23 protein-coding genes, 1 tRNA gene and 1 pseudogene are annotated in these 26,969 nt (G+C 52.1%); 14 read left to right on the plus strand and 11 right to left on the minus strand.

All coding sequences use genetic code 11. The features are described from left to right. Positions 1-4: 4 nt before the first annotated feature. Positions 5-1,189, minus strand: coding sequence for an MFS transporter (locus DTA24_RS10270; RefSeq protein ID WP_123836806.1), 1,185 nt, complete (start codon positions 1,187-1,189; stop codon positions 5-7). A 259-nt stretch (positions 1,190-1,448) separates the two neighbouring features. On the opposite strand from DTA24_RS10270, the gene DTA24_RS10275 reads away from it, so the two are divergent. Both DTA24_RS10275 and DTA24_RS10280 read left to right on the plus strand, forming a co-directional pair. Further along, a complete protein-coding gene (locus DTA24_RS10275) occupies positions 1,449-2,366 on the plus strand; it encodes a zinc-binding dehydrogenase (RefSeq protein ID WP_050887337.1) in 918 nt (305 codons plus the stop codon). Between the two features lie 179 nt (positions 2,367-2,545). Next, positions 2,546-3,427 carry a LysR family transcriptional regulator gene (locus DTA24_RS10280; protein WP_032699293.1) on the plus strand — a complete coding sequence of 294 codons (882 nt, stop codon included), beginning with the start codon at positions 2,546-2,548 and terminating at the stop codon, positions 3,425-3,427. Positions 3,428-3,618: 191 nt separating this feature from the next. Here the strand turns inward: DTA24_RS10280 and DTA24_RS10285 are convergent, their stop codons facing one another. Further along, on the minus strand, positions 3,619-4,881 hold the full coding sequence (locus DTA24_RS10285) for a tyrosine-type recombinase/integrase (protein WP_123836807.1): 1,263 nt from the start codon (positions 4,879-4,881) through the stop codon (positions 3,619-3,621). Positions 4,882-5,042: 161 nt separating this feature from the next. Then, positions 5,043-5,118: transfer RNA gene (locus DTA24_RS10290), tRNA-Asn, on the minus strand. A 330-nt stretch (positions 5,119-5,448) separates the two neighbouring features. On the opposite strand from DTA24_RS10290, the gene nac reads away from it, so the two are divergent. From nac to ldtA, 3 genes are all read left to right on the plus strand, one after another. Then, a complete protein-coding gene (gene nac / locus DTA24_RS10295; protein WP_002911729.1) occupies positions 5,449-6,366 on the plus strand; it encodes a nitrogen assimilation transcriptional regulator NAC in 918 nt (305 codons plus the stop codon). Between the two features lie 106 nt (positions 6,367-6,472). Further along, the gene (cbl, locus tag DTA24_RS10300; RefSeq protein WP_004180456.1) at positions 6,473-7,423 is read left to right on the plus strand and encodes an HTH-type transcriptional regulator Cbl; all 951 of its coding nucleotides are present in this window, start codon (positions 6,473-6,475) and stop codon (positions 7,421-7,423) included. Positions 7,424-7,500: 77 nt separating this feature from the next. Then, positions 7,501-8,442: a L,D-transpeptidase gene (gene ldtA / locus DTA24_RS10305; RefSeq protein WP_032733302.1), complete on the plus strand. Its 942-nt coding sequence runs from the start codon at positions 7,501-7,503 to the stop codon at positions 8,440-8,442. 198 nt (positions 8,443-8,640) lie between these two features. Here the strand turns inward: ldtA and DTA24_RS10310 are convergent, their stop codons facing one another. Both DTA24_RS10310 and DTA24_RS10315 read right to left on the minus strand, forming a co-directional pair. After that, entirely contained in the window at positions 8,641-8,880 is a 240-nt protein-coding gene (locus tag DTA24_RS10310; RefSeq protein ID WP_048271876.1) for a hypothetical protein, read from the minus strand. Between the two features lie 304 nt (positions 8,881-9,184). Further along, complete coding sequence (locus DTA24_RS10315) at positions 9,185-10,105, minus strand: LysR family transcriptional regulator (RefSeq protein WP_012541195.1); 921 nt, start codon at positions 10,103-10,105, stop codon at positions 9,185-9,187. 142 nt (positions 10,106-10,247) lie between these two features. Between DTA24_RS10315 and DTA24_RS10320 the strand changes: the two genes are divergently transcribed. The 5 genes from DTA24_RS10320 to DTA24_RS10340 all read left to right on the plus strand — a co-directional run bounded on the left by DTA24_RS10320 (position 10,248) and on the right by DTA24_RS10340 (position 14,706). Further along, on the plus strand, positions 10,248-10,637 hold the full coding sequence (locus DTA24_RS10320; protein WP_012541196.1) for a RidA family protein: 390 nt from the start codon (positions 10,248-10,250) through the stop codon (positions 10,635-10,637). Positions 10,638-10,763: 126 nt separating this feature from the next. Beyond that, entirely contained in the window at positions 10,764-11,723 is a 960-nt protein-coding gene (locus DTA24_RS10325; protein ID WP_123836808.1) for a quinone oxidoreductase family protein, read from the plus strand. Between the two features lie 397 nt (positions 11,724-12,120). Continuing rightward, positions 12,121-13,017 carry an ABC transporter substrate-binding protein gene (locus DTA24_RS10330; RefSeq protein WP_008804189.1) on the plus strand — a complete coding sequence of 299 codons (897 nt, stop codon included), beginning with the start codon at positions 12,121-12,123 and terminating at the stop codon, positions 13,015-13,017. Beyond that, positions 13,014-13,952 carry an amino acid ABC transporter permease gene (locus tag DTA24_RS10335; RefSeq protein ID WP_008804190.1) on the plus strand — a complete coding sequence of 313 codons (939 nt, stop codon included), beginning with the start codon at positions 13,014-13,016 and terminating at the stop codon, positions 13,950-13,952. The genes DTA24_RS10330 and DTA24_RS10335 overlap by 4 nt, the downstream gene beginning before the upstream one ends. Continuing rightward, the gene (locus tag DTA24_RS10340) at positions 13,945-14,706 is read left to right on the plus strand and encodes an amino acid ABC transporter ATP-binding protein (protein ID WP_008804191.1); all 762 of its coding nucleotides are present in this window, start codon (positions 13,945-13,947) and stop codon (positions 14,704-14,706) included. Before DTA24_RS10335 ends, DTA24_RS10340 begins: the two co-directional genes overlap by 8 nt. Here the strand turns inward: DTA24_RS10340 and DTA24_RS10345 are convergent. From DTA24_RS10345 to purB, 4 genes are all read right to left on the minus strand, one after another. After that, entirely contained in the window at positions 14,701-16,044 is a 1,344-nt protein-coding gene (locus tag DTA24_RS10345; protein ID WP_110220120.1) for an MmgE/PrpD family protein, read from the minus strand. The genes DTA24_RS10340 and DTA24_RS10345 overlap by 6 nt on opposite strands. A 167-nt stretch (positions 16,045-16,211) precedes the next feature. Further along, complete coding sequence (locus tag DTA24_RS10350; RefSeq protein WP_012541199.1) at positions 16,212-17,396, minus strand: amidohydrolase; 1,185 nt, start codon at positions 17,394-17,396, stop codon at positions 16,212-16,214. Next, positions 17,397-17,933, minus strand: a complete 537-nt coding sequence (locus DTA24_RS10355; protein ID WP_008804194.1) for a GNAT family N-acetyltransferase — start codon at positions 17,931-17,933, stop codon at positions 17,397-17,399. Continuing rightward, entirely contained in the window at positions 17,930-19,312 is a 1,383-nt protein-coding gene (gene purB, locus DTA24_RS10360; RefSeq protein ID WP_012967652.1) for an adenylosuccinate lyase, read from the minus strand. Before purB ends, DTA24_RS10355 begins: the two co-directional genes overlap by 4 nt. Before the next feature lie 365 nt (positions 19,313-19,677). Here purB and DTA24_RS10365 point away from each other — a divergent pair, with 365 nt between their 5' ends. From DTA24_RS10365 to DTA24_RS10375, 3 genes are read left to right on the plus strand one after another with little or no spacing between them, the layout of a single operon-like run. Next, positions 19,678-20,763, plus strand: coding sequence for an iron-containing alcohol dehydrogenase family protein (locus DTA24_RS10365; RefSeq protein WP_060876546.1), 1,086 nt, complete (start codon positions 19,678-19,680; stop codon positions 20,761-20,763). A 4-nt stretch (positions 20,764-20,767) separates the two neighbouring features. Further along, the gene (locus DTA24_RS10370; RefSeq protein WP_101139466.1) at positions 20,768-22,099 is read left to right on the plus strand and encodes an LLM class flavin-dependent oxidoreductase; all 1,332 of its coding nucleotides are present in this window, start codon (positions 20,768-20,770) and stop codon (positions 22,097-22,099) included. Positions 22,100-22,120: 21 nt separating this feature from the next. Continuing rightward, complete coding sequence (locus DTA24_RS10375) at positions 22,121-23,332, plus strand: aminotransferase class I/II-fold pyridoxal phosphate-dependent enzyme (RefSeq protein ID WP_060876548.1); 1,212 nt, start codon at positions 22,121-22,123, stop codon at positions 23,330-23,332. Between the two features lie 144 nt (positions 23,333-23,476). Here DTA24_RS10375 and DTA24_RS29085 read toward each other — a convergent pair whose 3' ends face one another. Both DTA24_RS29085 and DTA24_RS10385 read right to left on the minus strand, forming a co-directional pair. After that, entirely contained in the window at positions 23,477-23,668 is a 192-nt protein-coding gene (locus tag DTA24_RS29085; RefSeq protein ID WP_123836809.1) for a hypothetical protein, read from the minus strand. Positions 23,669-23,727: 59 nt separating this feature from the next. Further along, positions 23,728-24,520, minus strand: a pseudogene (locus DTA24_RS10385) (transposase); the annotation flags it as partial. 826 nt (positions 24,521-25,346) lie between these two features. Between DTA24_RS10385 and DTA24_RS10390 the strand changes: the two are divergent. Next, positions 25,347-26,936 (plus strand): rhamnogalacturonan lyase B N-terminal domain-containing protein, encoded by a 1,590-nt coding sequence (locus DTA24_RS10390; protein WP_123836810.1) that lies wholly within the window; start codon positions 25,347-25,349, stop codon positions 26,934-26,936. Positions 26,937-26,969: the final 33 nt, after the last annotated feature.

Below are 26,969 nucleotides of genomic sequence, written 5' to 3' on the forward strand. Positions count from 1 at the left end.
CCAGTCAGATATTTGTCTGAGGATTAACAGCAGGAGTATCGTAACGGTTGTTTCTCAAAACAGGGAGTAGGGTGACAATCGCCAATCCTGCTAAAAAAATACCGATGAGAGTTGGTGCACGGTAGCCATAACCTTGGTCGATTGCATAGCCACCGGCCCATGAACCAATAACTACTCCAAGACAAATAACGGAGGTATGCATAGTGTTAATTAATGAAGTATTAGGAGCTGCTTTAAACACGCGTGAGGACATGGCAGGAGTGAGAGTAATACCAGTAAGTCCTAAAATCATTACAGATATCAGCACTAATATTTTATTTTCGTAGAAGGTATAAAGCCCAAGCAGTGCAAGTACTAGCACGACGCTTCCGGTGAAAACAACTTTAATCGGCGATTTATCTGCTAGTCGACCTACAAGAAAGTTACCAATTACCGTGAATACACCGTAAGCGAAAAGAATAGCCGGGATATATGGAGTATCGAAACCGACAGTGTTTTCAAAATAGGGAACGAAGTAACTGAATGTCGCGAATGTAGCAGCAATAATAAAGAAACTTGTAATAAAAGCCCCCCAGATTGATCTGTTTATAATTGAACCAAATTCAGCCTTAATACTACCCTTAACCTCCGCCTTGAATTTAGGAACAATCAGTATAATACCTATTCCAGCTAAAGATGTAAGGACAATAATTAATGCGAAGGAAACTCTCCAGCCATAATACTGGTCAAGTATTGCTGATAGTGGCAGTCCCGCCACCGTCGCTATCATCATCCCGCCCAAAACGATGGAGGCTGCAACGCCAAAGCGTTCCGGTGGAACCATTTTTGCCGCTGTCAACAGCGCAAAACCGAAGAAGGCTGCCGAAGATAATCCGGTCGCAAACCTCGCTAATGCTAAAAGATCATAAGTTGCAGAAACGGTTGCGACTACTTGGGCGACAAGAAATATGCCAGTAATAGTCAATAATGCTGCTTTATTGCTAAGTTTAACTAAAAATGTAGCAAGCAAGGGACCACCGAAAACCATACCTAATGAATAAATGGTAATTAAATATCCAACTTTAGGAATGGAAACACCTAAATCAGATGACATGGATGTGATTAATCCTGCGACCATGTATTCAGATGTTGTCATGGCAAATAGAGTAAAACCTAAAACATATATTGCCGCTGGAAGTGGTTTATTCATAAAAATTCACTCAATGTGATTAACAGTAATGAAACTAATACCCTCGATCATCAGTTTTTGTAAACAGAATATGAATCATAATTGTTATGACATTTTTCACCAATATAATCTGCTGGTTTATCGAGTTGTCGTGTTAGGTTAGGAGGTTAAGATATCGAATTTAGGTAATTAAATTGTCATCGGCTTATCTTAAAAATAGATAATGTTATTTATTTAATTGATTTTTCTGAATGTGTAAATATCGAAAAGGAAAATAACAATGAGTGAATACGTGCAAGCAATTGTGAAATCAGATACTGGTGGTTTTAGATTTACCGATGTACAGCGGCCAGTCAGAAGGACGGAAAGTGATATTTTAATCAGAGTTTCCAATATATCACTTAATCGGGGAGAATTAGACTTTCCCTGGGAATCGGATAAGCCTGCCGGATGGGATGCATTTGGTATTGTGATCGAGACCAGCACCGACGGTCAGGGACCAAAAATTGGGGAGCGGGTATTAACATGGAGTTTTTCGGGTGCCTGGAGCCAATATCGCGTTGTCGATCGTGCCAATGTCGCTATCGTGCCAGAGAGTGTATCAGCAGCGGTTGCAGCAGCGTTGCCGGTGGCAGGATTAACGGCGCTGCGTTCTCTGCGATCCCTTCATTTGCAGCCGGGCCAGTCTCTGGCCGTTACCGGTGCAACGGGCGGAGTAGGGCATTTGTTGGTTCAGTTGGCAATGCATGCCGGTATTAAAGTTTCGGCGGTGGTGCACAGTCAGCGTGGATTCGATTGGCTGCAAGCCAGCGACGTTAAACCCAACGAGGTACTATTGGCTAAAGAATACCCTTTTGAGGGAACCTTTGATGCACTGGTCGATACCGTCGGTGGCGATTTACTGGCTCATCTATTAGACAATGTTGTCCCTAATGGCACAGTTCTCATTCTGGGCGTTGCCTCGGGACAGGTGGCGAGCATAGACACCACAATTTTGGTATCACGAGGAATCGATCTGATTTCTTATAAGGATTATTCCCCGGCCGGAGAAGATTTAAACACCTTGCTCACTCTCGTTGACGAGAAGATCATTAAAGTATACGCGGATAATATTGGTAGTTGGGATAAAGTCATTAAACAGGATTTCATGCATCTTCTCGCTCCAGGCAAAGTCACGCTCAACGTACCTCAGGACTAAGCTCAACTCGTACATAGTCCTCTATGCTGTCGCCACGCAAGGATATTGCAATAATTGTGGCGACATAGCGTTATCTTTTAACTAATAACACATTGATATTTAACTTCTGTCAGTTTTTTTTGTATCTTGATACCTCCACGAGGCATAGATGTTCGTGTAAGAGATGTAAGAGAAGACTTATGGATTTAAACGCGCTTAAAATCTTTATTAAGGTAGGGGAAACGCAGAGTTTTACCAAAGCTGCGCAGGCATTGGGCCTCACCCAATCAGGGGTCTCACGTGCAATTACCAGGCTTGAGCTCGACCTTCGTGTTACCTTGCTTAACCGCAATACCCACTCTGTAAGTCTGACTACCGATGGCGTTTTTTTATATGAATCCTCAAAAAGCCTGATTCATGAAATGGATGAGGTTGGGCATTCGATTACCGGCAGAACGGTATTCCCTGAAGGCGAACTAAAAATAACGACACCTTCTGCCTATGGCCGATTGGTAATTATTCCTATGCTCAAAGAGATTCTGGACAGATATCCGGCATTAACAATTGACGCGGTTATGACTGACCGATTGGTTGATTTGGTGGAAGAAGGCTTTGACGCGGCGATTAGAATTGGCAGCGTACAGGACTCACGGCTTATCGCCAGAACTATTAAGCATTTACGTTTTGTCACCGTTGCGTCACCGGAATATTTAAACAGCCACGGAATTCCAAAAGAGCCAGCGGAACTGGTACAGCATAACTGTCTGGCTGTTAAAGCACAGAGAACTGGGCGTAGCACAAAGTGGTTTTATTCTATAGCGGGAGAACAGCAGGCTTTTGATATTAAGGGTAATCTGGTCGTCGATACTGCGGATGTACTGTTAGAGGCGGCACTCAGCGGGATGGGAGTTGTTCAAATAATGGACTTTGCGGTCGGTAAATATCTGGAAAACGGTAAACTTGTCGAGCTACTACAAGAATACTCCGAGGCTTCGATTCCGCTTTCATTAATTTATGCAAAATCGCGCCATCGTTCGCCTAAAATCAGTACATTGCTGGCGGCGTTAGGAATAAATACTTGACCCCCAACACAGATGCAATTGTGCTTGATTTGTGAGGGGCCAAATTCAACATCCTGCTCAATTCTGTGACTAAAAACCAAGCTTTGTATGAAGCTGATGGTGTTTTAAGTATATATGCGAAGTATTTAGTCTTAAACGGGGCTCATTAGCTGAGCCCTTTTTCAAGCTTATCAATCGGTATATACCGTAGTTCAGACTTTGGCCTGCTGATGGCCCAAAATATAGGATGGCACGAATTCCTCTCTGCACCTGTCCAGATAATCTGACCACCACTGCATCATCGCCTTGCGGGCTTCCAGATGCTCCGCCTTGTGGATGTAGGCTGCCCGAACGCTATTGCGCTCCTGATGGCTCATCTGACGCTCAACTGCATCCTGTGACCAGAGACCTGATTCTATCAGGGCACTACAGGCCATTGCCCGGAATCCGTGGCCGCAGACATCCTCTTTAGTATTATATTCCATCAGCCGCAGCGCCTTATTAACCGTATTTTCACTCATTGGTCTGGATGGATTATGGATGCTGGGGAACAGCAACTCCTGATCACCGGAGATTTCTCTTATCTGCTTCAGTATGTCGATGGTCTGTTGTGACAGCGGCACAATGTGCGGCGTGCGCATTTTCGCCCCCCTGCTGGAATAGCGGACGCCTGGGAGCGGTTCTCGTGTGGCGGGGATCGTCCAGATTTTATTTGTGAAACTTATCTCCGTCCAGCGGGCAAACCGCAGTTCGCTGGAGCGAATAAAGACATGCAGGGTAAGTGAAACAGCCAGCCGGGTTAATTCCCGTCCCTGATGATAGCCATCAATGCGACTCAACAATTCGGGTAGTCGTTCAAGGGGAAGGGCGGGGTAGTGTCGTTTAACCGGTGCTGCGATGATACCTTCGAGATTCGATGCTGGATTGCTCTCAATCATCCCCTGATGCACCGCATGCCGCATGATGTTGCACATATGCTGCCGGGTACGTGCTGCGACTTCCAGCAGACCTTTTTGCTCAATGCCTTTCAGCAGGTCGATAAAGTGACGAGGTTTCAGTTCAGCTACTGGCAAGTGTCCAATCACAGGAAATATATGATTGTTCATGCTGGCAAGCAGACGGGAGGCGTGGTTCTCAGACCATGTTCTGTTGCTTTTATGCCAGCTCAATGCAACGTGCTTAAATGTTTTTTCTGGTGAGCGGGCAGCTTTCTCTGCGATACGTTGTTGTGATGGATTGATATTCTGCGTTAGCAGCTTGCGTATACCATCACGTTGCTGACGAGCGTAAGCCAGAGAAACATCGGGATAGGCACCTAAGCCGAGGCGAGATTCTTTACCATTGATACGATATTTGAGATACCAGAGACGTGAACCGCCTGGATTGACTAAAAGGTACAGTCCATGAGAATCAGAAACTTTGAAGGGTTTTGCGGATGGTTTTAAGCTACGGATTTTAGCGTCGTTCAGAGACATATGGTGGTCACTCCATAATCGAACTGAAATGACCCCAAATCAGACCACCAATCTTGCCCGATGCGGAGGGGGAAATGAAAATGCATCGGGAAGACTTTTCACGCTAACTTATTGAATCTAAATCACATAAGGATTCGCAAAGAGGCATGAAAACAAGAATTTGGCTCCTCTGACTGGACTCGAACCAGTGACATACGGATTAACAGTCCGCCGTTCTACCGACTGAACTACAGAGGAATCGTGTGAACGGGGCGCATATTAACGATGCCATCCGGCCTTGTCAAAGCCTGATTCAAAGAATTGCGTTCAACTGCTGACAATTTCAACAACCCCTGGCTGGGCGCCGCTTTTTTCACCATTACGCACCGTTGCGGTGCAAAAATACCCCTAATGGGGCATACCACAATCTGCTTACCGGGCAAATAAAAGCTGGATTGTTATCACTATCCCTTATAACACGGCTTCTGGCGGGCAGCGGCAGCGCAATTGAAAAGCTGGCAAGCAAATTGCAAAACCAGTTACATCATACTTCCAGCGTTGACGCTGGCGTTCCTTACAGGAGGCAAAATGAACTTAAGACGACTGAAATATTTTGTGAAAATCGTCGATATCGGCAGTCTGACCCAGGCCGCTGAAGTCTTGCACATCGCACAACCGGCCCTGAGCCAGCAGGTCGCGACCCTGGAAGGTGAAATGGACCAGCAGTTGCTGATACGCACCAAGCGAGGGGTCACGCCAACAGAAGCCGGTAAAATTCTCTACACCCATGCGCGAACCATCCTGCGCCAGTGTGAGCAGGCGCAGCTGGCGGTCAATAACGTCGGCCAGACGCTGCGTGGTCAGGTCTCGATTGGCCTGGCGCCGGGCACGGCGGCTTCTGCCATTACTATGCCGTTGCTGCAGACGGTGCGTAATGAGTTGCCCGAGGTGATGGTCTATCTGCAGGAGAGCAGCGGCACTGCGCTGAATGACAAGCTGCTGGCGGGTCAGCTGGATATGGCGGTGCTGTATGAGCGTTCGCCAGTGGCCGGTATCGTCAGCCAGCCGCTGCTGAAAGAGGATCTCTATCTGGTGGGTACCCGCGACTGCCCGGGACAGAGCGTGGATCTCACGGCGGTGGCGGAGATGAACCTGTTCCTGCCGCGGGATTACAGCGCGGTACGGGCGCGGGTCACCGAGGCGTTCACCCTGCGTCGTCTGTCGGCGAAAATTATCGGCGAGATCGAATCCATTACCACCCTGACTGCGGCTATCGCCAGCGGCATGGGGGCGACGGTCCTGCCGGAATCCGCTGCCCGCTCCCTGTGCGGCGCGGCAAACGGCTGGATGGCGCGGATTAGCACGCCGTCGATGAGCCTGTCGCTGTCGCTGAATATGTCGGCACGCGGCAGTCTGTCGCCGCAGGCGCAGGCGGTGAAAGAGATCCTGCTGTCTCTGGTGAGCCGCCCGTCGCTGGAGAACCGTGAACTGCAGCTGGTTAGTTAGGCTATATTCTCTTAAGGAATAAGTTGCTGGTTTTTATTATTTGTTACCTGGGACAACAGACTTTAACAATAGCAGATACGTTAAGTCCATTGGCCCGGAGGAAAGGGTGAACTTCCAGCAACTGAAAATTATCCGTGAGGCGGCCCGTCAGGATTACAACCTGACGGAAGTCGCGAATATGCTCTATACCTCGCAGTCAGGCGTCAGCCGCCATATCCGGGAACTGGAAGAGGAGCTGGGGATTGAGATCTTTATCCGTCGCGGTAAGCGCCTGTTAGGCATGACCGAGCCGGGTAAAGCGCTGTTATCCATTGCCGAGCGCATCCTCAATGAAGCCAGCAACGTCCGGCGGCTGGCGGATCTCTTTACCAATGATGCCTCCGGCGTCTTAACCATCGCCACCACCCACACCCAGGCGCGCTACAGCCTGCCGCCGGTGATTAAAGCCTTCCGCGAGCTGTTCTCAGATGTTCGCGTCGAGCTGGTGCAGGGCACCCCGCAGGAAATCGAAGCGCTGCTGCATAACGGCGGGGCGGATATCGGTATCGCCAGCGAGCGCCTGAGCAACGACCCGACGCTGGCGGCTTTCCCCTGGTTCCGCTGGCATCACAGCCTGCTGGTGCCGAAGGATCATCCTTTGACGCAGGTTTCTCCTCTGACGCTTGAGGCAATAGCCCGCTGGCCGTTAATCACCTACCGCCAGGGGATCACTGGCCGTTCGCGAATCGATGAGGCCTTCAACCGCAAGGGGTTGATGCCGGATATCGTGCTGAGCGCCCAGGATTCCGATGTCATCAAGACCTATGTCGAGCTGGGGCTGGGCGTCGGGCTGGTTGCCGAGCAGTCCGGAGATGCCCGGGAAGCGGACACCTTTACGCGTCTCGATACTCGTCATCTGTTCGATGCCAATACCGTGTGGCTGGGGTTGAAGCGGGGCCAGCTGCAGCGTAACTACGTCTGGCGCTTTATCGAACTGTGCAATGCCGGACTGTCGCTGGATGAAATTAAGCGTCAGGCGATGGAGCCGGAAGAGGCCGCTATCGACTATCAGATTTAAGCCATCGCGGTCAGCGGATCGGGGCGAGGAAATAACGCTATAATTCACACACGAGAGTCGCGACTGAGGAAGGGAAAATGACGATGCGGCGTGTGAAATTACTTTGTTCTGCGCTGATGCTGCTCGCCAGCCACGGCGCGCTGGCCGTCAGTTATCCGCTGCCGCCGGAGGGAAGTCGTCTGGTGGGCAGCGCATTTACCATCGCCGTGCCGGAGAACAACACCCAACCGCTGGAAAGTTTTGCTGCCCAGTACGGCCAGGGGTTGAGCAATATGCTGGAGGCCAACCCCGGCGTTGATGTTTATTTGCCGCACTCCGGTTCGACGCTGATTATTCCGCAACAGTTGATCCTGCCTGACACCGTGCGCGAAGGGATCGTCATCAACGTCGCCGAAATGCGTCTCTATTATTACCCGCCGCTGGGCAATAGTGTGGAAGTGCTGCCAATCGGCATTGGCCAGGCCGGACGCGAAACCCCGCGTAACTGGGTGACGGCGGTAGAGCGCAAGCAGGAGGGACCGACCTGGGTTCCGACCGCCAATACCCGGCGCGAGTATGCGAAAGAGGGCAAAACCCTGCCGGCGCTGGTGCCGCCCGGGCCTGATAATCCGATGGGGCTGTATGCGATCTACATCGGCAGGCTGTACGCCATCCACGGCACCAACGCTAACTTTGGCATTGGGCTGCGCGTCAGCCAGGGGTGCATTCGCCTGCGCAATGACGATATTAAATTCCTGTTTGATAACGTACCGGTGGGGACGCGCGTCCAGCTGATCGATCAGCCGGTGAAGTACACCGTGGAGCCGGACGGCAGCCATTGGCTGGAGGTGCACGAGCCGCTGTCGCGCAATCGGGCGGAATTTGAATCCGACAGAAAAGTCCCCTTGCCGATGACCTCGGCGCTGCGCGAGTTTACTCAGGGGCCGGGAGTGAGTCCTTCGCAGGCCGAGCAAACCCTGCAGCGCCGCTCCGGCATGCCGGTGAATATCAGCGCCTCAGCGGTGCAGGGGAGTTTGTAGCGGGGCGTTTAGCCTGATTAACGGTTATTGTAAGAAGGCTCTTTTGCTGTCGATGCATTCAACGTTGTTGGGGATAAGGATCGGGAAACCGATCCTTAACTTATCAGCAGTGGCGGTGATGGCGTTTTAATGAGGGTGCCAGGAGATGCTCAGGAGGAGATGATAAAATCTGCAAATATATCTATGGACTTAATATTGTTACTGAGGATCTTTTTTTTGGCTGCCATTGTCCATGAAAGCGAAGATACCGCTTATGATAGCCAATATCCAGAATATAATACTAATGAGTTTTGCAGAATCCATATTATCAAAACACTCCTGACCACAGCCACTACCGCTGACCCCCATCCCGACGATCATGAAGCTCATCATGCCGCTCAGCAATGCCAGAATCACGAAAACTACCGTGATGATAATTTTTATACCTTTTTCATAAATTAATATCCTTATTTTATTAAATGCAATTTTCTATAATTACAATGAATGGTGCGGGAATGACGATATTAAAGATAAAGTGTACCTCATCGGGAATCCCATGAATACTGTAGTTAGGCAAACAGACTAGTGTTAGGGGAAAAATTTCCAGCGAGTCCCGAACAGGACGGCAATCCCGCATTATAGTTCTTGGATTCGTTATAAATATTTAAATTGGGAAAACGATTTCTATTATTAACTTTCGTTCAAAACAACGGGAATGATCACCCATCGTCGTTGATAAGCGAATCAGGGAGCTGGGATGTCGTTACTTATTGTTGGTAATGGGGACATGCTGTTGCATCAATTCAACGATCCAGTCAATAAAAACGCGCAGTTTGCCGTTGACATGGCGGTTCGGCGGAAACGCCAGGTGCAGGGGCATTGGGCTGATACGCCATTGTGTAAATAACGGAATCAAAGCGCCAACAGCCTGATGTGCTGCCGCCATATAGATTGGCAGCGCAATCACGCCTAACCCGGCTAATCCAGCTTCGAGGTAAGCATTGCCGTCATCTACGGCAAGCACATAATTGCCCGTAATTTCAATCTGTTCACTCTCACTGCGCAGAACCAGAGGATCAATCTTACGGCTGCGTGAGGACACGAATCCTACTATGCGATGGTCGGTGTTTTGCAGTTCTCGCGGGTGCGCAGGGGCGCCAAGGCGTTCCACATAATGGGGGGCGACGTAGACGCCGATTTGCAAATCGCCGACATGGCGTGCGATTAGGGACTGGTCGGTGATTTCACCACCGCGCAGAACGCAATCCACGTTGTCGCCGATCAGATCCACCACCCGGTCGCTCACACCCATGTCGAACTGGATATCAGGGTAGCGGGCGTGGAAAGCCGGTAGCGCCGGCACCAGAATAAGGCGGGCCAGCGGACTGGGTACATCCACCCGTAGCCGTCCCCTGGGCGTCATCGCCGCACTGGACAGGCTGTTTTCAGCATCCTCCATGTCCGCCAGCAGACGGATGACGCGTTCGTAGTAGACCGCGCCATCAGGAGTCACACCGAGTTTGCGGGTAGTGCGATGGAGCAATTTGACGCGCAGGCGCGCTTCCAGCTGCTGAATGAGTTGCGTCACCGTGGTTTTGCTCATATGAAGCGTTTGGGCAGCCTTCGTGAAGCTACCTGCCTCTACCACGCGAGCAAAGGCGCGCATCGCATCGAAACGATCCATTCCTTATCCTCTCTTTTCACCGATTGTTTGGATATTACAAACAATGAGGGACAAAGTCGCTTGTTTATCCGCCCGATCTCGCCGCTGTAAAGTGTCTTTATATTCACCGGGCTTATTTCGCCCCACGATAAAGGTACAAAACATGACAGCACGCGAAGCCGTTTTTCCCTTCGGTCGGCAGACGCTCTATGAGCGCAATCGCTATTCACCGGCCATCAAATCCAATGGTTTTTTGTTCGTTTCGGGGCAGGTTGGTAGCCGCGAGGACGGCTCGCCTGAGCACGATCTGCAAGCTCAGGTCAGGCTGGCGTTCAATAATCTTAATGCTGTGCTCGCGGCGGCGGGCTGCACGTTTGGTGACGTGGTAGACGTTACCCTCTTTGTCGTCGATCCCGAGTCAAATCTCGACGCTATCTGGAGTATTCTGCCAGAATATTGGGGGGAGGCGCCTTACCCTACGTTGACCGGGATCGGCGTGACCTGGCTTTACGGATTCACGTTTGAGATAAAGGTCATTGCCAAGCTGCCCTAAGCGTTATGAGTCTTTCCGCCAGTCGAAAATTCAATAGGGCAACCTGCGCTGCCTGTGGAGGTCTATGCTGGATCGGGAGAGTTAGCCAGACGGGTGCGGATTAACGGAGGGGACAGAGGACAATTTATGAAAGCAGCGGTTTATGACGTGGCAGGCGCTCCCGGCGTCCTGAAATATGTCGATATCCCCGATCCGATCACCGGGCCTGACGATATCCTGATTGCTGTCGAGGCAATCTCCATTGAAGGAGGCGATCTGATCAACCGCCGTTCAACTCCGCCGCCGCTTCCTTCATGGGTCGTGGGCTACGCGGCCGCGGGCACAGTGGTTGCCGTCGGATCGAATGTCCGTAGCCGTAAGGTTGGGGACAGAGTCGCTGCTTTTCACCTGCAGGGATCACATGCGGAACGTTGGGCGGTACCCGCGGAACACACCTGGCTTATCCCCGATGGCGTGGAGATGCCTGAAGCGGCGGTGGTACCGATTTCTTTTGCAACCGCGCATCATTGTCTTTTCACCCAAGGCATGCTCCGACACGGAGAAACCGTCCTTATTCAGGCCGCGGCGGGTGGCGTGGGGCTCGCGGCCGTTCAGCTTGCCTCACAAGCAGGCGCAACGGTCATCGCCGTGGCAAGCGGAACACAGCGCAGGAGTCGGTTGCTTGAACTGGGTGCCGATCATGTCGTGGATCGTGCCGAGCACAACATCGTAGACCGTGTCCGACAGTACACCCAGGGTACCGGTGTTGACCTCGTCATCGATCCGGTGGGGACGACGCTGCCTGCTTCGCTTTCTGCACTTGCCCCGGAAGGACGTCTCGTCTTCGTCGGTAATGCGGGCGGGGGGAGTCTGACTGTCGACTTGTGGTCGCCAATGCAGTCTAACCAGACACTCATGGGAGTCTTCATGGGCCCCCTTTTTGCAAGGCCTGGCGTGCGGGCCAGTGTGGACGACCTGTTGCAGGCTGTAGCAGCAGGGCGTATCAAGGTGGTCATTGACCGTATCTTCCCCCTGGCTAACGCTGCCGCGGCCCACGAATTCGCTGAGACAGCGAAACCGCTTGGCCGCGTCGTGATGAAGCCATGAGGTGCGTTTGACCAGTACGCGTGCGCCAGGCTAATGACTTGCATCTGGTATCAAGGCGATTTACCTGACGCATAGCAGGCGTGAGCGCACGGTTAAAACCGCAGAATATCAAAAGGAGTGGTTTAACATTCTTTTGAGCCAGCGAGTGCTGCGAGCCCACGGCGCTGACCTTGAGTTTGAATGAAAAGTGTTCTTTAGCCCGCCCCTGACTTTCCCATTTTTTCGAAATCTTTATCTCTTTTTCTCATTTGTCAGTAAAAGGCATATGCCCGCAGAATCATGTCTAAGGCAGGGCGGGTGTTGCACTATCAATGATAAAACCCCTCTGATGGCCTTGCCTCTTTTACCACACCTCTTTTGTGGTTTTTACAGGTTTTAACCAGGAAAAGGCTTCTTTATGACGTTATCTAAATTACTGCTTCCTTTGCTGATTGCCGGGAATCTCTCTTCTGCGTGGGCTGCCGGGCAGGTTGTTCCGTCCTCTACCACCTTTCATGTCACCGCTGATGAGGCGCTGAAAAGTAAGCTTCCGCCGGATATCGCCAAACGCGGATATATCGTTGCAGGCACCAATCCGAATACGCCCCCAACCACTTTTTTCCAGGAAGACAATAAAACGCTCGCCGGGCGTGAGATTGATGTGATGAATGCCGTGGCGGCAAGGCTCGGTGTGGAAGTGCGCTGGCAGGATACCGGCGGTTTCGACAATATTATTCCGGGGTTGAAATCGGGTCGCTATGACGTCGCACTATCCAATATCAACGCCACCAAAAAACGTCTCGAGCAGGTCGATTTCGTCAGTTACTACGATGCGTCGCGCCTGGGGGTCATCTCGCGTAAAGACGCCAATATTGCGCCATTTACCTCTTTTGAGGCTGTGTGCGGGCAGGAAGTAGGCGCCGGCGCGGGCACTACGCAGATTGGGCGTCTTGAAGCTGCAAGCAAAATTTGTACTGATGCGGGTAAGCCGCCGATCAAGATTGCCGTATTCCCGGATCGCCCTTCAGGCGTACAGGCCGTGGTCAGCGGTCGCGTACCGATGTTCTTCGGCCCGTATGAAGGTCTGACCTATCAGGTTAGCCAGGTCAAACCGCTGACGCTGACCGGCACTATTCATGTTGATGATGCGCCTGTCTCCGTGGCGTTCCCTAAACAGTCGGGGCTGGAAGAGGCGGTGCAGGCATCCCTGAACTCGCTGATCAAGGACGGGACTTACCAGAAAATCCTCGATAAATGGTCCATCGGTTTTGGCGCAGTCAAAGAGTCAAAACGTAATGAAGAGATTTTCGGATGAGCAGTGAAACACACGATCAGCAGCCGGAAGAACTGCGGATCATCGGTAAAAAATATATCGGGCGCTGGATAAGCGCCCTGATCGTATTGCTGATATTGCTGGCTATGGGGAACTCCATGCTCAGCAATCCGCGTTTTGAATGGTCGGTGATTGCCGAAAACTTTACCGGTCCGTCGATCATTCAGGGCGTACTGATGACATTGCAACTGACCGCAATTTCCGTGATTTTTGGCTTTGCAGGCGGCACGATCCTGGCGCTGATGCGCCTGTCATCCAATCCGGTGCTGGTCGCTGTCAGCTGGGGGTATACCTGGTTTTTCCGCGGGGTGCCGATGCTGGTTCAGTTATTTCTCTGGTACAACATTGCCGCGCTTTACCCGACTATTTCGATTTCGCTGCCGTGGGTTGGTGAAATCTGGAGCGCTTCTGCGAACTCACTGATTAGCCCGTTCAGTGCTGCCGTGATTGCATTAGTCATGCATCAGTCTGCCTATGCCGCAGAGATTATCCGCGCCGGGATCCAGAGCGTCGGCACCGGGCAAGTCGAGGCTGCACGTGCTCTGGGTTATCGCCCGGCACAAATATTCCTCCACACCATTTTGCCGCAGGCGATGCGCGCCATTCTGCCTCCGGCCGGGAATGAAGTGATCGGTCAGTTGAAAACCACAGCGGTTGTCTCGGTGATTTCACTACAGGATGTGCTGTTCTCCGCGCAGATTATTTATCAGCGCACCTATGAAGTGATCCCGCTACTGCTGGTCGCCACGTTGTGGTACCTGCTGCTGACATCATTGCTTTCAGTGATTCAGTATTACGTTGAACGACATTTCAGCCGCAGTAGTCACCGCAAGGTAAAACGCAAAGCCGGGAAAGCGTCGGCATCCGGCGCGGTCAGTACCCCCAGTATCAGCGCAGGAGAAACCAGCCATGGGTGAAGCCATTGAATTTCGCAAAGTCACTAAGCGTTTCTCCGGTAATACCATTCTGGATGAAATCAGCCTCGATATTCCGGCCGGCTCGGTCACGGTGATCCTCGGGCCTTCCGGTTCAGGGAAATCCACCTTGCTGCGTTGTATCAATCATCTTGAAAAACTGGATGGCGGCACGATCCGTATCGGTGGCGAACTGGTGGGTTATCAGCAGAAAGGGCAGGCATTGTATGAACTGAGCAGCCGCAGAATCGCCGCGCAGCGCAGCCGTACCGGCATGGTATTTCAGCAATTTAACCTGTTTCCGCACCGCACCGTTTTGCAAAATATTACCGATGCGCCTTTGCGGGTGAAGAAGCAAAACCGTGAGCAGGTACTCAGTAAAGCCCGCGCGTTGCTCCGGCAGGTTGGGTTAGCCAGTCGTGAAGATGACTGGCCGCAGCAGCTTTCCGGTGGGCAGCAGCAGCGTGTAGCCATTGCCCGTGCGCTGGCGATGGATCCTGAAGTGATGTTGTTCGATGAACCCACTTCCGCGCTGGATCCTGAACTGGTGGGCGAAGTGTTGCAGGTGATCAAAAAGCTGGCGCACTCCGGGATAACGATGGTGATTGTCACCCACGAAATCGGCTTTGCACGAGAAGTGGCAGATAACGTCATCTTTATGGAGGGTGGCAAGATTGTGGCGTCGGGGCCAACGAAAAGTGTACTCGATGAAACGGAGAACGTCCGTGTCCGTAATTTCCTGTCGACGGTTTTATAATGACGCTGCGTTAATTTGTTTCGCAAATAACATATCAACCAGCCGCGGCAGACTGTCGCGGTTTTCCAGCCTGCTCAGCGCCACCAGCTCCACCCGCTTTGCGTCTGTGAGGCCGGGCAAACAGGCACGCAGTTTTGCCGGTAAATCAAACGGGATCGCCAGGCTTTGCTGCCGCGTGAAGCGCTGTTGCAGCACGCTACCGTCACGCAAAAACACCGTCACCTGATGAAAACGCGCGGCCGGGTTCAGCTCGTCCGGCGGTGCGGAGAAATCCGGGCAACGCGCCACACTTTCTGCCAGCGCGGCAATATCTGTCGCCACCGGCGCCGATGAGAAATCCTCTAAGCGTAGTTCTCCGCGCAGCAAACATGCCGCAATCACGTATTCCAGACTGAACCTGGCTTCAACGCCGGTGTTGGGTTTTCGCACCGACGCCGCAATATCACCGCCCGGCGGAAAAGACACTTCAATGCGTTCGATGGCTGCGATCAGTACATCCGCGCCGTTGCCCGTTTGCAGCCACTCCTGGCGGAGAGCTCGTGCGGCATCGGCGGCGCTATGCGTGCCTCCGCAGGTCGGATAGGGTTTGAATTCCAGACCGGGCGAGATAATCCGCCACGGCGCGCCCCAGCCTGAGATAAGTTTTTCCGGCTGCTGCTGACCGGCGCAATAAGTCGATAAAAAGCTGTCCAGCACGTTGTCCGGCTGGCCGTGAAAGCCTGCCAGCGTGAGCTGTGTGGCAATGACGGCGGTCTGCGCCGCCAGGCCCGCGTGCAACGGTTTGACATCACTGCCGAACTGCGCACGTAAGCCCGCAGACTGCGTCGCCGCGATACCCAAAATCACTGCCGTTTGCCGCTCCGTGGCATGCACCAGCCGCGCGCAGGCAGCGGCGGCGGCAATCGTGCCGAGCGTAGCGGTATTGTGAAAACCGAGGGTGTAATGCTGAGAACCGACGGCCAGCCCGAGGCGCCCGGACATTTCCACTCCGGTCACATACGCATCGAGAAAATGTGCGCCATTGATATCGGGTCTTTGTGAGGCCAGCGCCAGAAGCGCGGGCAAAATCACCACGCTGGGGTGACCGCGAAAATCGGGATGGAAATCGTCAAAATCCAGCGCGTGCCCGACATACCCGAGCAGCAACGCGCGGGTCGGCGGATCGTCAGCGCGGTAAACCTGATGCAAACTGTTCAGTCCCGCATCGGGGAAGTCGCCGCGTAAAACCGGCAGGGTAACCGCCAAAAAATCCAGTAACCCTTCCCGTGCTGCTTCATGAGCCGCGGGGGAAGGGGACGAGCTGACGATAAGTTTCGCCAGCGATTGCGTTAATGTCATCGGTGTATTCCCCGTTTCAGGCCTGAGCGACCGAAGATAATAAATTAACGAAAGGTTCACGCTCGCAGAGCGCATGCAGTTGCACCAGCAGGGCGTCTGAAATCGGGTGCCCGTCAAGGGTCAACGATGAGAATCCATGCCTGGCAAGTCGGTGCCTGCTTGTCGATTCATGCGCTTTTATCCTTGCTGTTTATTTCCGCACTGAGAGTGCGCAGCGCTTGTACCGCCAGTTGCGACAGGTAATGTGCAGTCGGAAACAGGGCGCGATCGTCAACGCGAAATTGTGGATGGTGCAGCGCGTAAGGGCCTCCGGAGCCGATCATGATGAATGCGCCGGGCAATTTTTGCTGATAGAACGCGAAGTCCTCCCCTATCGGGCTGGCTTCAACGCGACGGGCTTCAAAGCCGGAGCCTTCACCGTGCGCCAGCGCGAAATCCACCCATTTAGCCGTATTGACCACTGACGGCGGGCCTGGCTGCCAGTCGAGGCTGATGTCGGTATCAAATGCCGCAGCGATACCCGTAAGAACCTGCCGCAAACGGCGTTCGATCAGTTCCCGTGTGTCCTGATTAAAGGTGCGGACGGTGCCTTCCAGCCAGGCGGAATCCGGGATCACATTCCAGGTGCTCCCGCTGTGAACCTGGGTGATAGAAACCACCGCGTTGTGTGCGGACGGCACGTTGCGGGCGATCAGGGTTTGCAGCGCGGAAATCACCTGTCCGGCGATAATAATCGGGTCGTTGCCTTCGTGTGGACGCGCCGCGTGGCTGCCGGTACCGGAGATGGCGATCGCAAAGCGATCCACGCCGGCGGTTAATGCGCCGTCTTTGCTGCCGATAACGCCAACCGGCAAAGAGGGATCGTTATGAATGCCGAAAATGACGGCAGCGTTATCGAGCGCGCCGGTGCTAATCAGCGCCGGCGCACCGTGACCGGTTTCTTCCGCCGCCTGAAACAGAATGCGCACCGTGCCGGAAAGCGAATCTTCCTGCGCTTTCAGCAAAATCGCCGCGCCAAGTGCCGCCGAGGTGTGGAAATCGTGGCCGCAGGCGTGCATCACTCCGGGATTTTGCGAGGTGTAATCCACAGCGGATTTTTCTTCAATCGGCAGGGCATCGATATCAGAACGTAGCACCACCAGTTCGCCGGGATTGATGCCGCCAATTTCTGCCACCAGACCAGTTTTGAGCGGCAAATCTATCACGCGGATTTGATACTTCTCCAGTACCGCCCGGATACTGGCAGTGGTGTTAAATTCGTCGTTGGACAGCTCCGGATGGCGGTGCAGGTGGTGGCGAAAATCCTGAATAAACGCCGCCAGTGGCTGATGTTCCTGCGTGATATCTAACATTTAAACTCCTGTAGGTGGCTGACGTTCCAGCCAGCGGGCGTGGCTTTTTTCATCGAGAATTTTTTTCAGGTACAGCGTGATATGTCCTTTGCCGAGGTCTCTTTCAAAGACCGGCTGAAAACCCAGTTTCAGGTACATATCGCGCAGCCACGGATGGCTGGTGGCGGTACCGAGTGAGTAAGCCGGGGCTTTCAGTTCGCGGATCAGAATGTTGTCTTCCAGCCAGCCCAACAGTTTTTTGCCGAGGCTCTGACCGGCGTAATCTGGATGCGTGCCAAACCAGCCAATATGCGGCAGGCCCAAAGGGCCGGGCATTGCGCCCCACGGGAAGCGCAGGGTAACCGAAGCCGCCATCCGCTGGTCATCAAAGAGCGCAAACACCGCATGATCGTCGAGGTGTTGTGTCACGCGTACCAGATCGGCGGTGGCAGCATCAAACTGAATCCCGAGCGCTTTGATTGGCGCGTAGGCGGCCAGCATCAGTGTCAGATAATCGTGTTTATCATCCAGCGTCAGCCGCCTGAAATGTTGTGTCATAACCCAGATCCCTCAGGAGAAGTCAGATGACCGGACTGCTCGGCAAAGCGGATGACGTCATCGACTTTTTGCGCGGCGCAGCCGGTGTAATGAGCCGGATCTAACCAGTGGTCAAGATCCCGTTCAGTAATACAGGCCGCCAACACCGGATGCGCAAGCAGAACGGTTTTAAAAGCGTGTCGTTTTTCAAACGCCTGCATGGCGCATTCATAAACCAGATGATGCGCGGTTTGTTTACCGAGTTTTTTACCGACCTCAAACATCACTTTTTCGGACAGCAGCAGGCCGTCCTGCATTTGCAAATTCGCAAGCATGCGTGCTTTATTGACCGTCAGGCCGGAGAGAATCGACTGAGCATTTTGCAGCTGTGCAGAGAGATAAATAGAGATTTCCGGCAGGGCGAGCCACTCGGCGCGCCAGCTCATCGCATCACGTTCATGCTCCACGTGCATCGACTGATAAATCAGTGATGCGCTGTGCAACAGCGGCTGTGTCAGGCTGGCAAGACCTTCGAGGGCCGCGGGATTGCGTTTGTGCGGCATGGTGGTGGAGCCGATTTTCCCGCTGCTGAACGGCTCTTCGACTTCATTAATTTCGGTGCGCATCAGGTTGTAAAGTTCGTTGCCGATTTTGCCCAGAGTGCCGCTGATCAGCACCGCCACCGAGGCGTATTCTGAAAAGCGGTCACGCGCAGCCTGCCAGCCGATATTCGGCGTACTGAGGTTCAGGCGCGCCAGTGTGCGGCGTTCTACCTCCGGACCCACTTCGCCAAGCGCAGCGTAGGTACTGATCGCGCCGCTGATATTACCGGTCAGCAGACGCGGCGTGATGGCGGCAAGACGGTCGAGATGACGGATAAACTCATCCAGCCAGACGGCGACTTTAAAGCCAAACGTGGTGGGCAACGCCTGCATACCGTGGGTGCGGCCTGTCATCAGCGTGTACTGATGCTCACGCGCCAGCGCTTTCAGCTCATTCGCCACGGCGGTGCTGTCACGGACGATCACTTTCAGAGTTTGTGCCAGCTGTAAAACGGTGGCGGTATCGATGATATCCTGCGTGGTTGCGCCGTAATGAATGTATTCCCCTGCGTCACCGCATTGCTGTTGCAATGCGGTGAGCACCGGCATCAGAGAATGTTTCATCTGCGCGCCGGAGGCGGCGATGTCCTTAATATTCAGCTGGCTGGCATTGGCCAGCTCCGCAATGCTCAGCGCAGCCTGTTGCGGAATCACACCCAGCTCACCTTCGGCCAATGCCAGCGCAACTTCGACATTAATTTGCTGTGTCAGGCGATTTTGCTCTGACCAGATTTCCCGCATTTCGGGTGTGCCAAAATTGTTGCCAAGTAAAAGAAAATCTATCGGATGTGAGGACATAATACTCTCGTCTTATATAAGGGATAATTAACGTTGTTTTAAGATCGTCATTAAAAACACGATATCGAAATGGCGTATCAGGTATGGGATGATGCCAGATGCTTCTGTTTTCATTGCGTTAAATTAGCCCTGTCTGACACTATCATTTCTTTGATCCAGCACAGCATGCAAGGGGTTTATAGGCTATAGCAAAAATCAATCTATGCTATTGAGAATAAGTTAATAAGGATCCCCACTTAGCACTTTGTTAATTTTTTCAATTCTCGTAGGATGCTTTTAATAACACTTGAATATATCCCATATCAAATTCCTGTTTAATTACGGGGAGTTTCTCTTTAACCAGACGACAAATACAGGGCATCGATGTGTTCGCCATAAAATCACCGCAGACCTATCATCATCAGCCCGGCCTGCTTTCACGCACCGGTGAGCTACTTGCCGTTCATTCCTCCGATGTCGCGATCATCACCAGCCCGAAAGCGTGGCGGGCGGTGAATCCGCAACTGGAAACCAGCCTGGAGGCAGCCGGTATTCGCTGGCAGGTCAATTTTCTCACCACGGAATGTACCGATGCGGCTATCGAAACCCATCTGAACAGCGTGCGGGAACAAAACGCCACGCTGGTACTGGGCATTGGCGGTGGGCGGGTGCTTGATTGTGCCAAAGCGGTGGCGAATCTGCTGTCCCACGTCGGGCTGGTGACCATACCGACCGTTGCCGCGACCTGTGCCGCCTGGTCGCCGGTCAGCATTATTTATAATGAGCTCGGCGGGCATGTGCGCAGCCAGCCGTTGTCGCGTATGCCGCTGATGCTGCTGGTCGACACGAATGTGATTGCGCAAAACGATGTGCGTTATCTCAAAGCGGGCATCGTGGATGCGCTGGCGAAATGGTACGAATTCCGCCCGTATAAACAGAAAAGCGACGACAGTCTGGCGCTGAACCTGAAAGTTCAGGCAGCAAAACTGGCGGTGGACGTCTTTGAACAATACGGCGCTCAGGCGGTGCAGGACAACGCCCGCCATGAAGTCACACCGGCGCTGATGAAAGTTATCGACGCCAATATCGCGGTGGCAGGTATGGCTAACAGCATGCGCGATGAAACCCCTGCGCCGGGCGTGGCGCACGCGATCCATAACCGTTTCACCCATCAGCCGGAATTGCATGACTGGCTGCACGGCGAGAAAGTGGGTTTCGGGTTGCTGGTGCAGTCCCTGTTGGAAAGCGATGACGGCCAGCCCGAGGTGCAGTTGCTGTCGTTGTTACGTGAATATGACGCGCCACTGTCATTGCCGCCACTGAATGGTGACCGGGAGGCGATCATCGCGGCCATTGCCCGCGAAGTAAAATTCTCCGCCGAAAATGCCGCCCGTTTACCGTTTCCAATAGCAGCGGAAAATATCGAAAAAGCCCTGCGGAAAACCGAAACTAACTATTATTCACAGGGATAACGCCATGACCTCTGATTCATCTTCTGCAAAAAACACACGTCAATTGCGTCTTGGTCTGTTTGTACAGCCGCTCGGGCATCACGTCAGTGGCTGGCGCTTAACTGAACACCTTGGTTCGCCGACCGACATCGACTGGCTGACGGGGATTGCCAAAAAAGCCGAAGAGGGCAAGTTCGATATGTTCTTCGTCGGCGATGCTCTGGCGACCAGCGTCTACCGGTTGCCGTCCACCATGGCGCGGCTTGAGCCGCTGACCTTGCTGTCGGCGCTGGCAGTGCAAACACGCCATATCGGGCTGGCCGCCACGGCTTCAACGACATTCAGCGATCCGTTTAATCTGGCACGCAGCTTTTCTTCTCTTGATCACATCAGCCACGGCCGTGCGGCGTGGAACGTGGTAACGTCGTTTTCCACTGACGTGGCGCGCAATTTCAGCCGCGACGATATGCCCACGCATGCCGAACGTTATGCCGTGGCGCATGAGTTTCTCGAGGCGACGTTCAAACTGTGGGAAGGCTGGCAGGAGGGGGCGGTGCAGCCGGACAAGGCCAGCGGCCAGTATTTCGTGAACGAGAAAATCCAGCCGGTGAATCATCAGGGCACGTATTTTCAGGTACAGGGTCCGCTGAATATCACTCGTTCGCCGCAGGGGCGCCCGGTGATTATTGAGGCTGGTTCTTCTGCTGACGGCCAGAAACTGGCGGCGGCCACGGCGGAAGTCGTGTTTACTGCGGCCGCCACGCTGGAAGAAGCGCAAACGTTTTACCGCGCGCAAAAACAGCAGGTGAAAGAGGCCGGACGGAATCCAGATCACGTGCTGATTTTGCCAGGCGTAATGCCCATCGTGGGCCGCACGCTGGAAGAGGCGCATGAAACCTGGCGTGAACTGAATTCGCTGGTGGATATTGATAACGGCATCCGCCAGCTTTCCACCCGTTTTAATATGGATCTGAGTGTGTTTCCGCTTGATGGACCGGTGCCGGATGTGCCTGCTGGTGAAGGTAATCAGAGCCGAGTGAAACTGCTGACCGATCTGGCGTATCGCGAAAATCTGACCCTGCGTGAACTGGCCGCGATTGCTGCCGGTTCGCGTGGGCACCGCGTACTGGTCGGTACGGCGGACGTTATCGCCGATGATTTCCAGCACTGGCTTGAAGAAGGCGGGGCAGACGGTTTCAATATCATGCCGGCGGTGATGCCGGAACAGCTTTCGCTGTTTGTTGAGCTGGTGATCCCCGAATTGCGCCGTCGCGGGTTGTTCCGTGAAGAGTATGAATTCAGCACGCTGCGTGAAAACCTTGGGCTGCCTGAGCCTGACTTTAACCGCCTGTCTTAACTTTAGCGTTGGAACATTACGATGACGATTTCTTTGTCAGACCGCGTTCAGCGCGTGTCACTTTCCGCCAATGCTGCGGCGAAACAGCGCACCAATGACCTGAAAAAAGCTGGGGTGGATATTTTGGATCTCACCACCGGTGAGCCGGATTTTGATACGCCCGCTCACATTAAACAGGCAGCATACGAGGCGATTGCGGGTGGTGAAACCAAATACACGCCGACGCCGGGCATTCCAGCGTTGCGTGAGGCGGTGCGACAGAAATTACAGCGGGAAAACCGGCTGCCATTCCCTGTTGCCGACATTATGATTGCCAACGGAGCCAAGCAGGTCATTTTCAATGCCTTTGCCGCTACGCTCAATGATGGCGACGAAGTGATTGTGCCGGTTCCGTACTGGCCGACGTTTCCGGATAGCGTGCGTTTTAACGGCGGCACACCGGTTTTGGTCGAATGTCATCTGGAGCAGGGTTACAAACTGACGCCGGAACAGCTGGCCGCCAGTATTACGCCGCGCACCCGCTGGCTGGTGCTCAATCATCCAGGAAATCCGAGCGGCGCAGTATATTCCGCCGCGGAATTGCAGGCGCTGGCCGCCGTCCTGCGCGGACATCCGCAGGTGCTGGTCATGCTCGATGACTTATATGAGCACATTCTGTTTGATGGCTGTGAACACCAGAATCTGCTCAACGTAGCCGCTGATTTACAGGGGCGCAGTCTGCTGGTGGGCGGCGTATCCAAAACTTATGCAATGACCGGCTGGCGAATTGGTTTTGGTGCCGGGCCACAAGCGCTTATTGCCGCCATGACCGTGGTGCAGTCGCAAATCAGTTCCGGTGCCAGTTCGGTGAGTCAGGCGGCTGCGCTGGCAGCCTTTAACGGCGGGCTGGATTTTATTGCGCCACAGGTTGCGGCTTATCAGCAACGGCGCGATGTGATAACCGACATTCTGGCGAATATTGACGGGCTGGAGTTGCGGGTGCCGCAGGGCGGTTTCTTTGTCTTTTGCCGCTGCGCCGGATTAATCGGACGTTACCGGCCAGGCGGGGCGAAAATCGAAAACGAAGCTGACGTGCTGGATTATCTGCTGGAAAACGGCGTGTCCGGCGTTGGCGGCAGCGCATACGGCTTGTCGCCCTATTTTCGATTATCGATTGCCACAGACAACGCCACGGTAGCTGAAGCCGGGCGGCGCATTGCATCGGCCTGCGCGAAACTCAGTCCCGCTGAGTAAACTTAAAAGGTTTTTCATTAGGCTTGAAACTGCGGAATTGGGTGTCGCAAAAAGACATAGGGTGGTCAGCGCAAAATCGAACTGAAATGACCCAGAATATTGCCTGATGCGGAGGAAGGAATGAAAATGCATCAGGAAAATTTTTCACGCTAACTTGTTGAATCTACATCGTATAAAGATTCGTGAAGAGGCATGAAAACCGAAAAGTAAAAAGCCTGCTCGAAAGCAGGCTTTTTTAAATTTGGCTCCTCTGACTGGGATCGCCTTTGCCAGCAAGTGGCTAATAATTAAGCTAAGCCAGAATGGCTTGCCTGTCAAGACCACCAGAATGACCACTAATAGTTACGGATTACTTAATCTGGTTTGAACGATCCTCAGTACGTGCTCGTGGTGATCTCCTGGTCACAGCAGTCCTGTGCGAAGGTTACCCGCAACTTTTCGCCATTATCGCAGCGGAACTCAAAGCCGTCTGAACACCAACGTCGGTTGCTCTCAGCCACTGCAACACGTCTTTTATGGGCCCGTTTACGGTGCTTATCCGCAGGTTTTCGCTCAAGAAGCAGATGGTGGGTGTTCATAATGCGGTACACCCGTTTTGCATTAACTACAGGCTTCCCGTCACGCTCAGATTCTCGTCGCAACAGTGCCCACACCCGTCGGTAACCGTACGCGGGCAGGCTGGCCACAGCGGTATTTATCCGGGACAACACCGCGTTATCGTCAAAACGGGGTTGTCGCCGGTGATCCTGCCAGTCAGACAACCGGTGAACCCTGATACTCAGCTGCGCACGCGACACGCCAATACTTAGGCAAACGTCGGATATTCGTCGTCCCCGGGCAACAGGGGCGCATGCGCAATCCATTTTTTTGCCCGATCGAACTCCACGGCCTTTTAAGTATTTCAGCTTCCATCGTCTTTTTGCCCAGAAGGTGCTGTAGTTTACGGATTTGCTTATTGGCTGCAGCAAGTTCAGAAGCAGGCACAACTTCTTCACCTTAAGCCACGGCTGTTAGCGAGCTGTCTTCGTATTGCCTGCGACATTTGAAAATCTGGTTGGCATTGATGCCATGCAGGCGGGCGACATGAGACACGGTCATACCGGGTTCAAATGTCTGCTGAATAATGGCTATTTTTTCCTGCGGTGTACGGCGGCGGCGCCGCACAGGTCCTGATAACACTTCAACCATCTTATTATTCTGATTGGTGTTAAACATAGGTCTAAGACTACCTCTTATTTTAAGAGAGGCGAAGTGTCTGGTGATCTATGGGGCCAGTCCAGAATCAAAGCGCTACCATCTCCATATGCATAATGTCAGTACATGCTGGGCAGTCAACCGGGACAGCGATTTACAGCCGTGGCGCGTTGCACTGTGAGCTGAATACTAACTACAGTCTGTACGGTCCTCGTAACCCACTTATACTTAACAATTTCATCTCATCTGTTGACATGCCACAGTGCCGGGGGTACTGTGTTTATATACAGTATTGGTGGGGTTGGGAGGTATTGTGCTTACCCAGTAAAAAAGGTTTTCACAATGGTGAACCTAATACAAAGTTTAGGTACTAAATGTCGTTAACGAAGGTATTATCGGCTTAAGGTTCCGTTTAAAAATTCGTAAATGCTTAATTAGCGACATATCGTCGTGTCAAAAGCATTTAATCTACTCTGGATGGCTGAAGCTGAGAGCCGAGCCGTGCATAATTTTTTTACATGTCTTTCTAATTGAAGAGGGGACATGCTGCGCTTATTTATGGTGAAGAGGTATTTTGCATGACTGTGAACACAGTAGACCCGGTTCCACTCTATGATTATTTACAAATCAGCATAGCTGCGTCATTAACAATGGGGGGGATGTTTTGATCATGATACAACATTTATGAGAATTATAACCTTTTTAAGATTATTACTACAGGAGTGAGAATGGACAGAGTATAAAATTCATTATGCATTTCGCAGCACGGAAAATTCTCTTTCCTTAATCGCACAAAGTTATTATAAAGGAGATATTTAATATGTCTGAATTTGGTTTGGTTACTGACAATGAGTTCTTTACTATTAAAAATGGTGAGAATTTAATTTTTAAAGTCAGACGTCAGGATTATGGTTCCAGCACACAATCGCCAGGCGATATTGCATCCTTAATTTATAAAGGTGTTGAGTATCAGGATAAGTCCCGTGGCAGCCAGATTAATTCTGGCTTCGACTGGTTATACAATGGCATTTATGACGTAAATGTTGAGGCTGAATTAATTAATGATGACATCGTCAAAGTTACCGTAAGAGCAGGGTATCTGACTCATTACTATATTGTCAGAAAAGGTGAGGACAATATTTATATGGGGACGTACTTTACTCAGCAACCTGATGTCCATGGACATGTAAGGTATATTTTGAGAACTAATTATTCCTTACTTCCTTATGGTCCTGAGCCTTCAGATTTGCATGGAACCACAAAGACAATCGAATCTGCTGATATATTTTCTACGGATGATGGTCACACAAAATCTAAGCATTACTCGAATCAGCGACTTAAAGACTGGTCATACATCGGTGCTACAGGTGATAATGTTGGGCTTTGGGTTGTGCGTGGAAATGCGGAAGGTATGTCCGGAGGTCCCTTTTATCGTTCATTGCTGAATCAGGCCAGTGAAGATCAGGAAATTACATATATTATTAACTACGGAATGGCTCAGACTGATGTATTCCGTACGAAGATCCTTAATCTGTATACGCTTGTATTCAATGATGGATCTCAGCCAGAAAAACCTGGATTGACATGGCTTGCTGATACAAACCTGCTGGGCTGGATTCCCTTGGAAAACAGGGGGGGTATTAATTGTACGGGAATTGATGGCCTGGATGGAAAATCAACATACACTGTATCTTTTTCAAATAAATCTTCTTTTTACTGGTGTATTATAAATAACATTACAACTCAATTTAAGTGCGAAGGACTTATTCCCGGGGAATATGATTTGACGGTCTTTAAAAATGAACTAGAAGTTCTTAAAGACACAGTCACAGTAATTTCCGGGGCAACAACGCAGATCAGTCACCTGACAATAACTGACGATCCTTCGTTTGTTGAAAGCCTGTGGCGAATCGGTGAGTGGGATGGTTCTCCTCAGGAATTAATGAATGGGGATAAAATTACAGTCATGCATCCTACAGATGTTAGAATGTCCGATTGGACCCCAGAAACATATACTATTGGGCAGTCTGTACCAAATAAACACTTCCCGGCGTATCAATGTCGTAACATCAATAATGATATAAAGATTAACTTCCGCTTAACCAGTGAGCAGTTGGGCGCCAGCAGGCTAAGAATTGGTACTACCACTGCAGGACAAGGTGGGCGCCCTGCAATCAATGTTAACGGCTGGATTGCGAAGTCAGGGGCACCGGTTCAACCCAAGACAAGGAATATAACTGTAGGTACATATCGCGGCTTTAACACCCTTTATACATTTGATATTCCTGAAGGCGTTTTGAAAGAGGGTGAGAACACCCTGACCATTAGTGTAATAAGTGGTTCAGGTGGTGCAGGCTGGCTTGGCCCTTCATTCGCTTATGATGCCGTAGACCTGATACGTCAGCAGTAATTATGAAAACCTGAAAATGCTTCGATCCATAAA

Origin of the sequence: Klebsiella sp. P1CD1 (genome assembly GCF_003790505.1) — a bacterium.
In the GTDB taxonomy this organism is placed as follows: domain Bacteria; phylum Pseudomonadota; class Gammaproteobacteria; order Enterobacterales; family Enterobacteriaceae; genus Klebsiella; species Klebsiella variicola.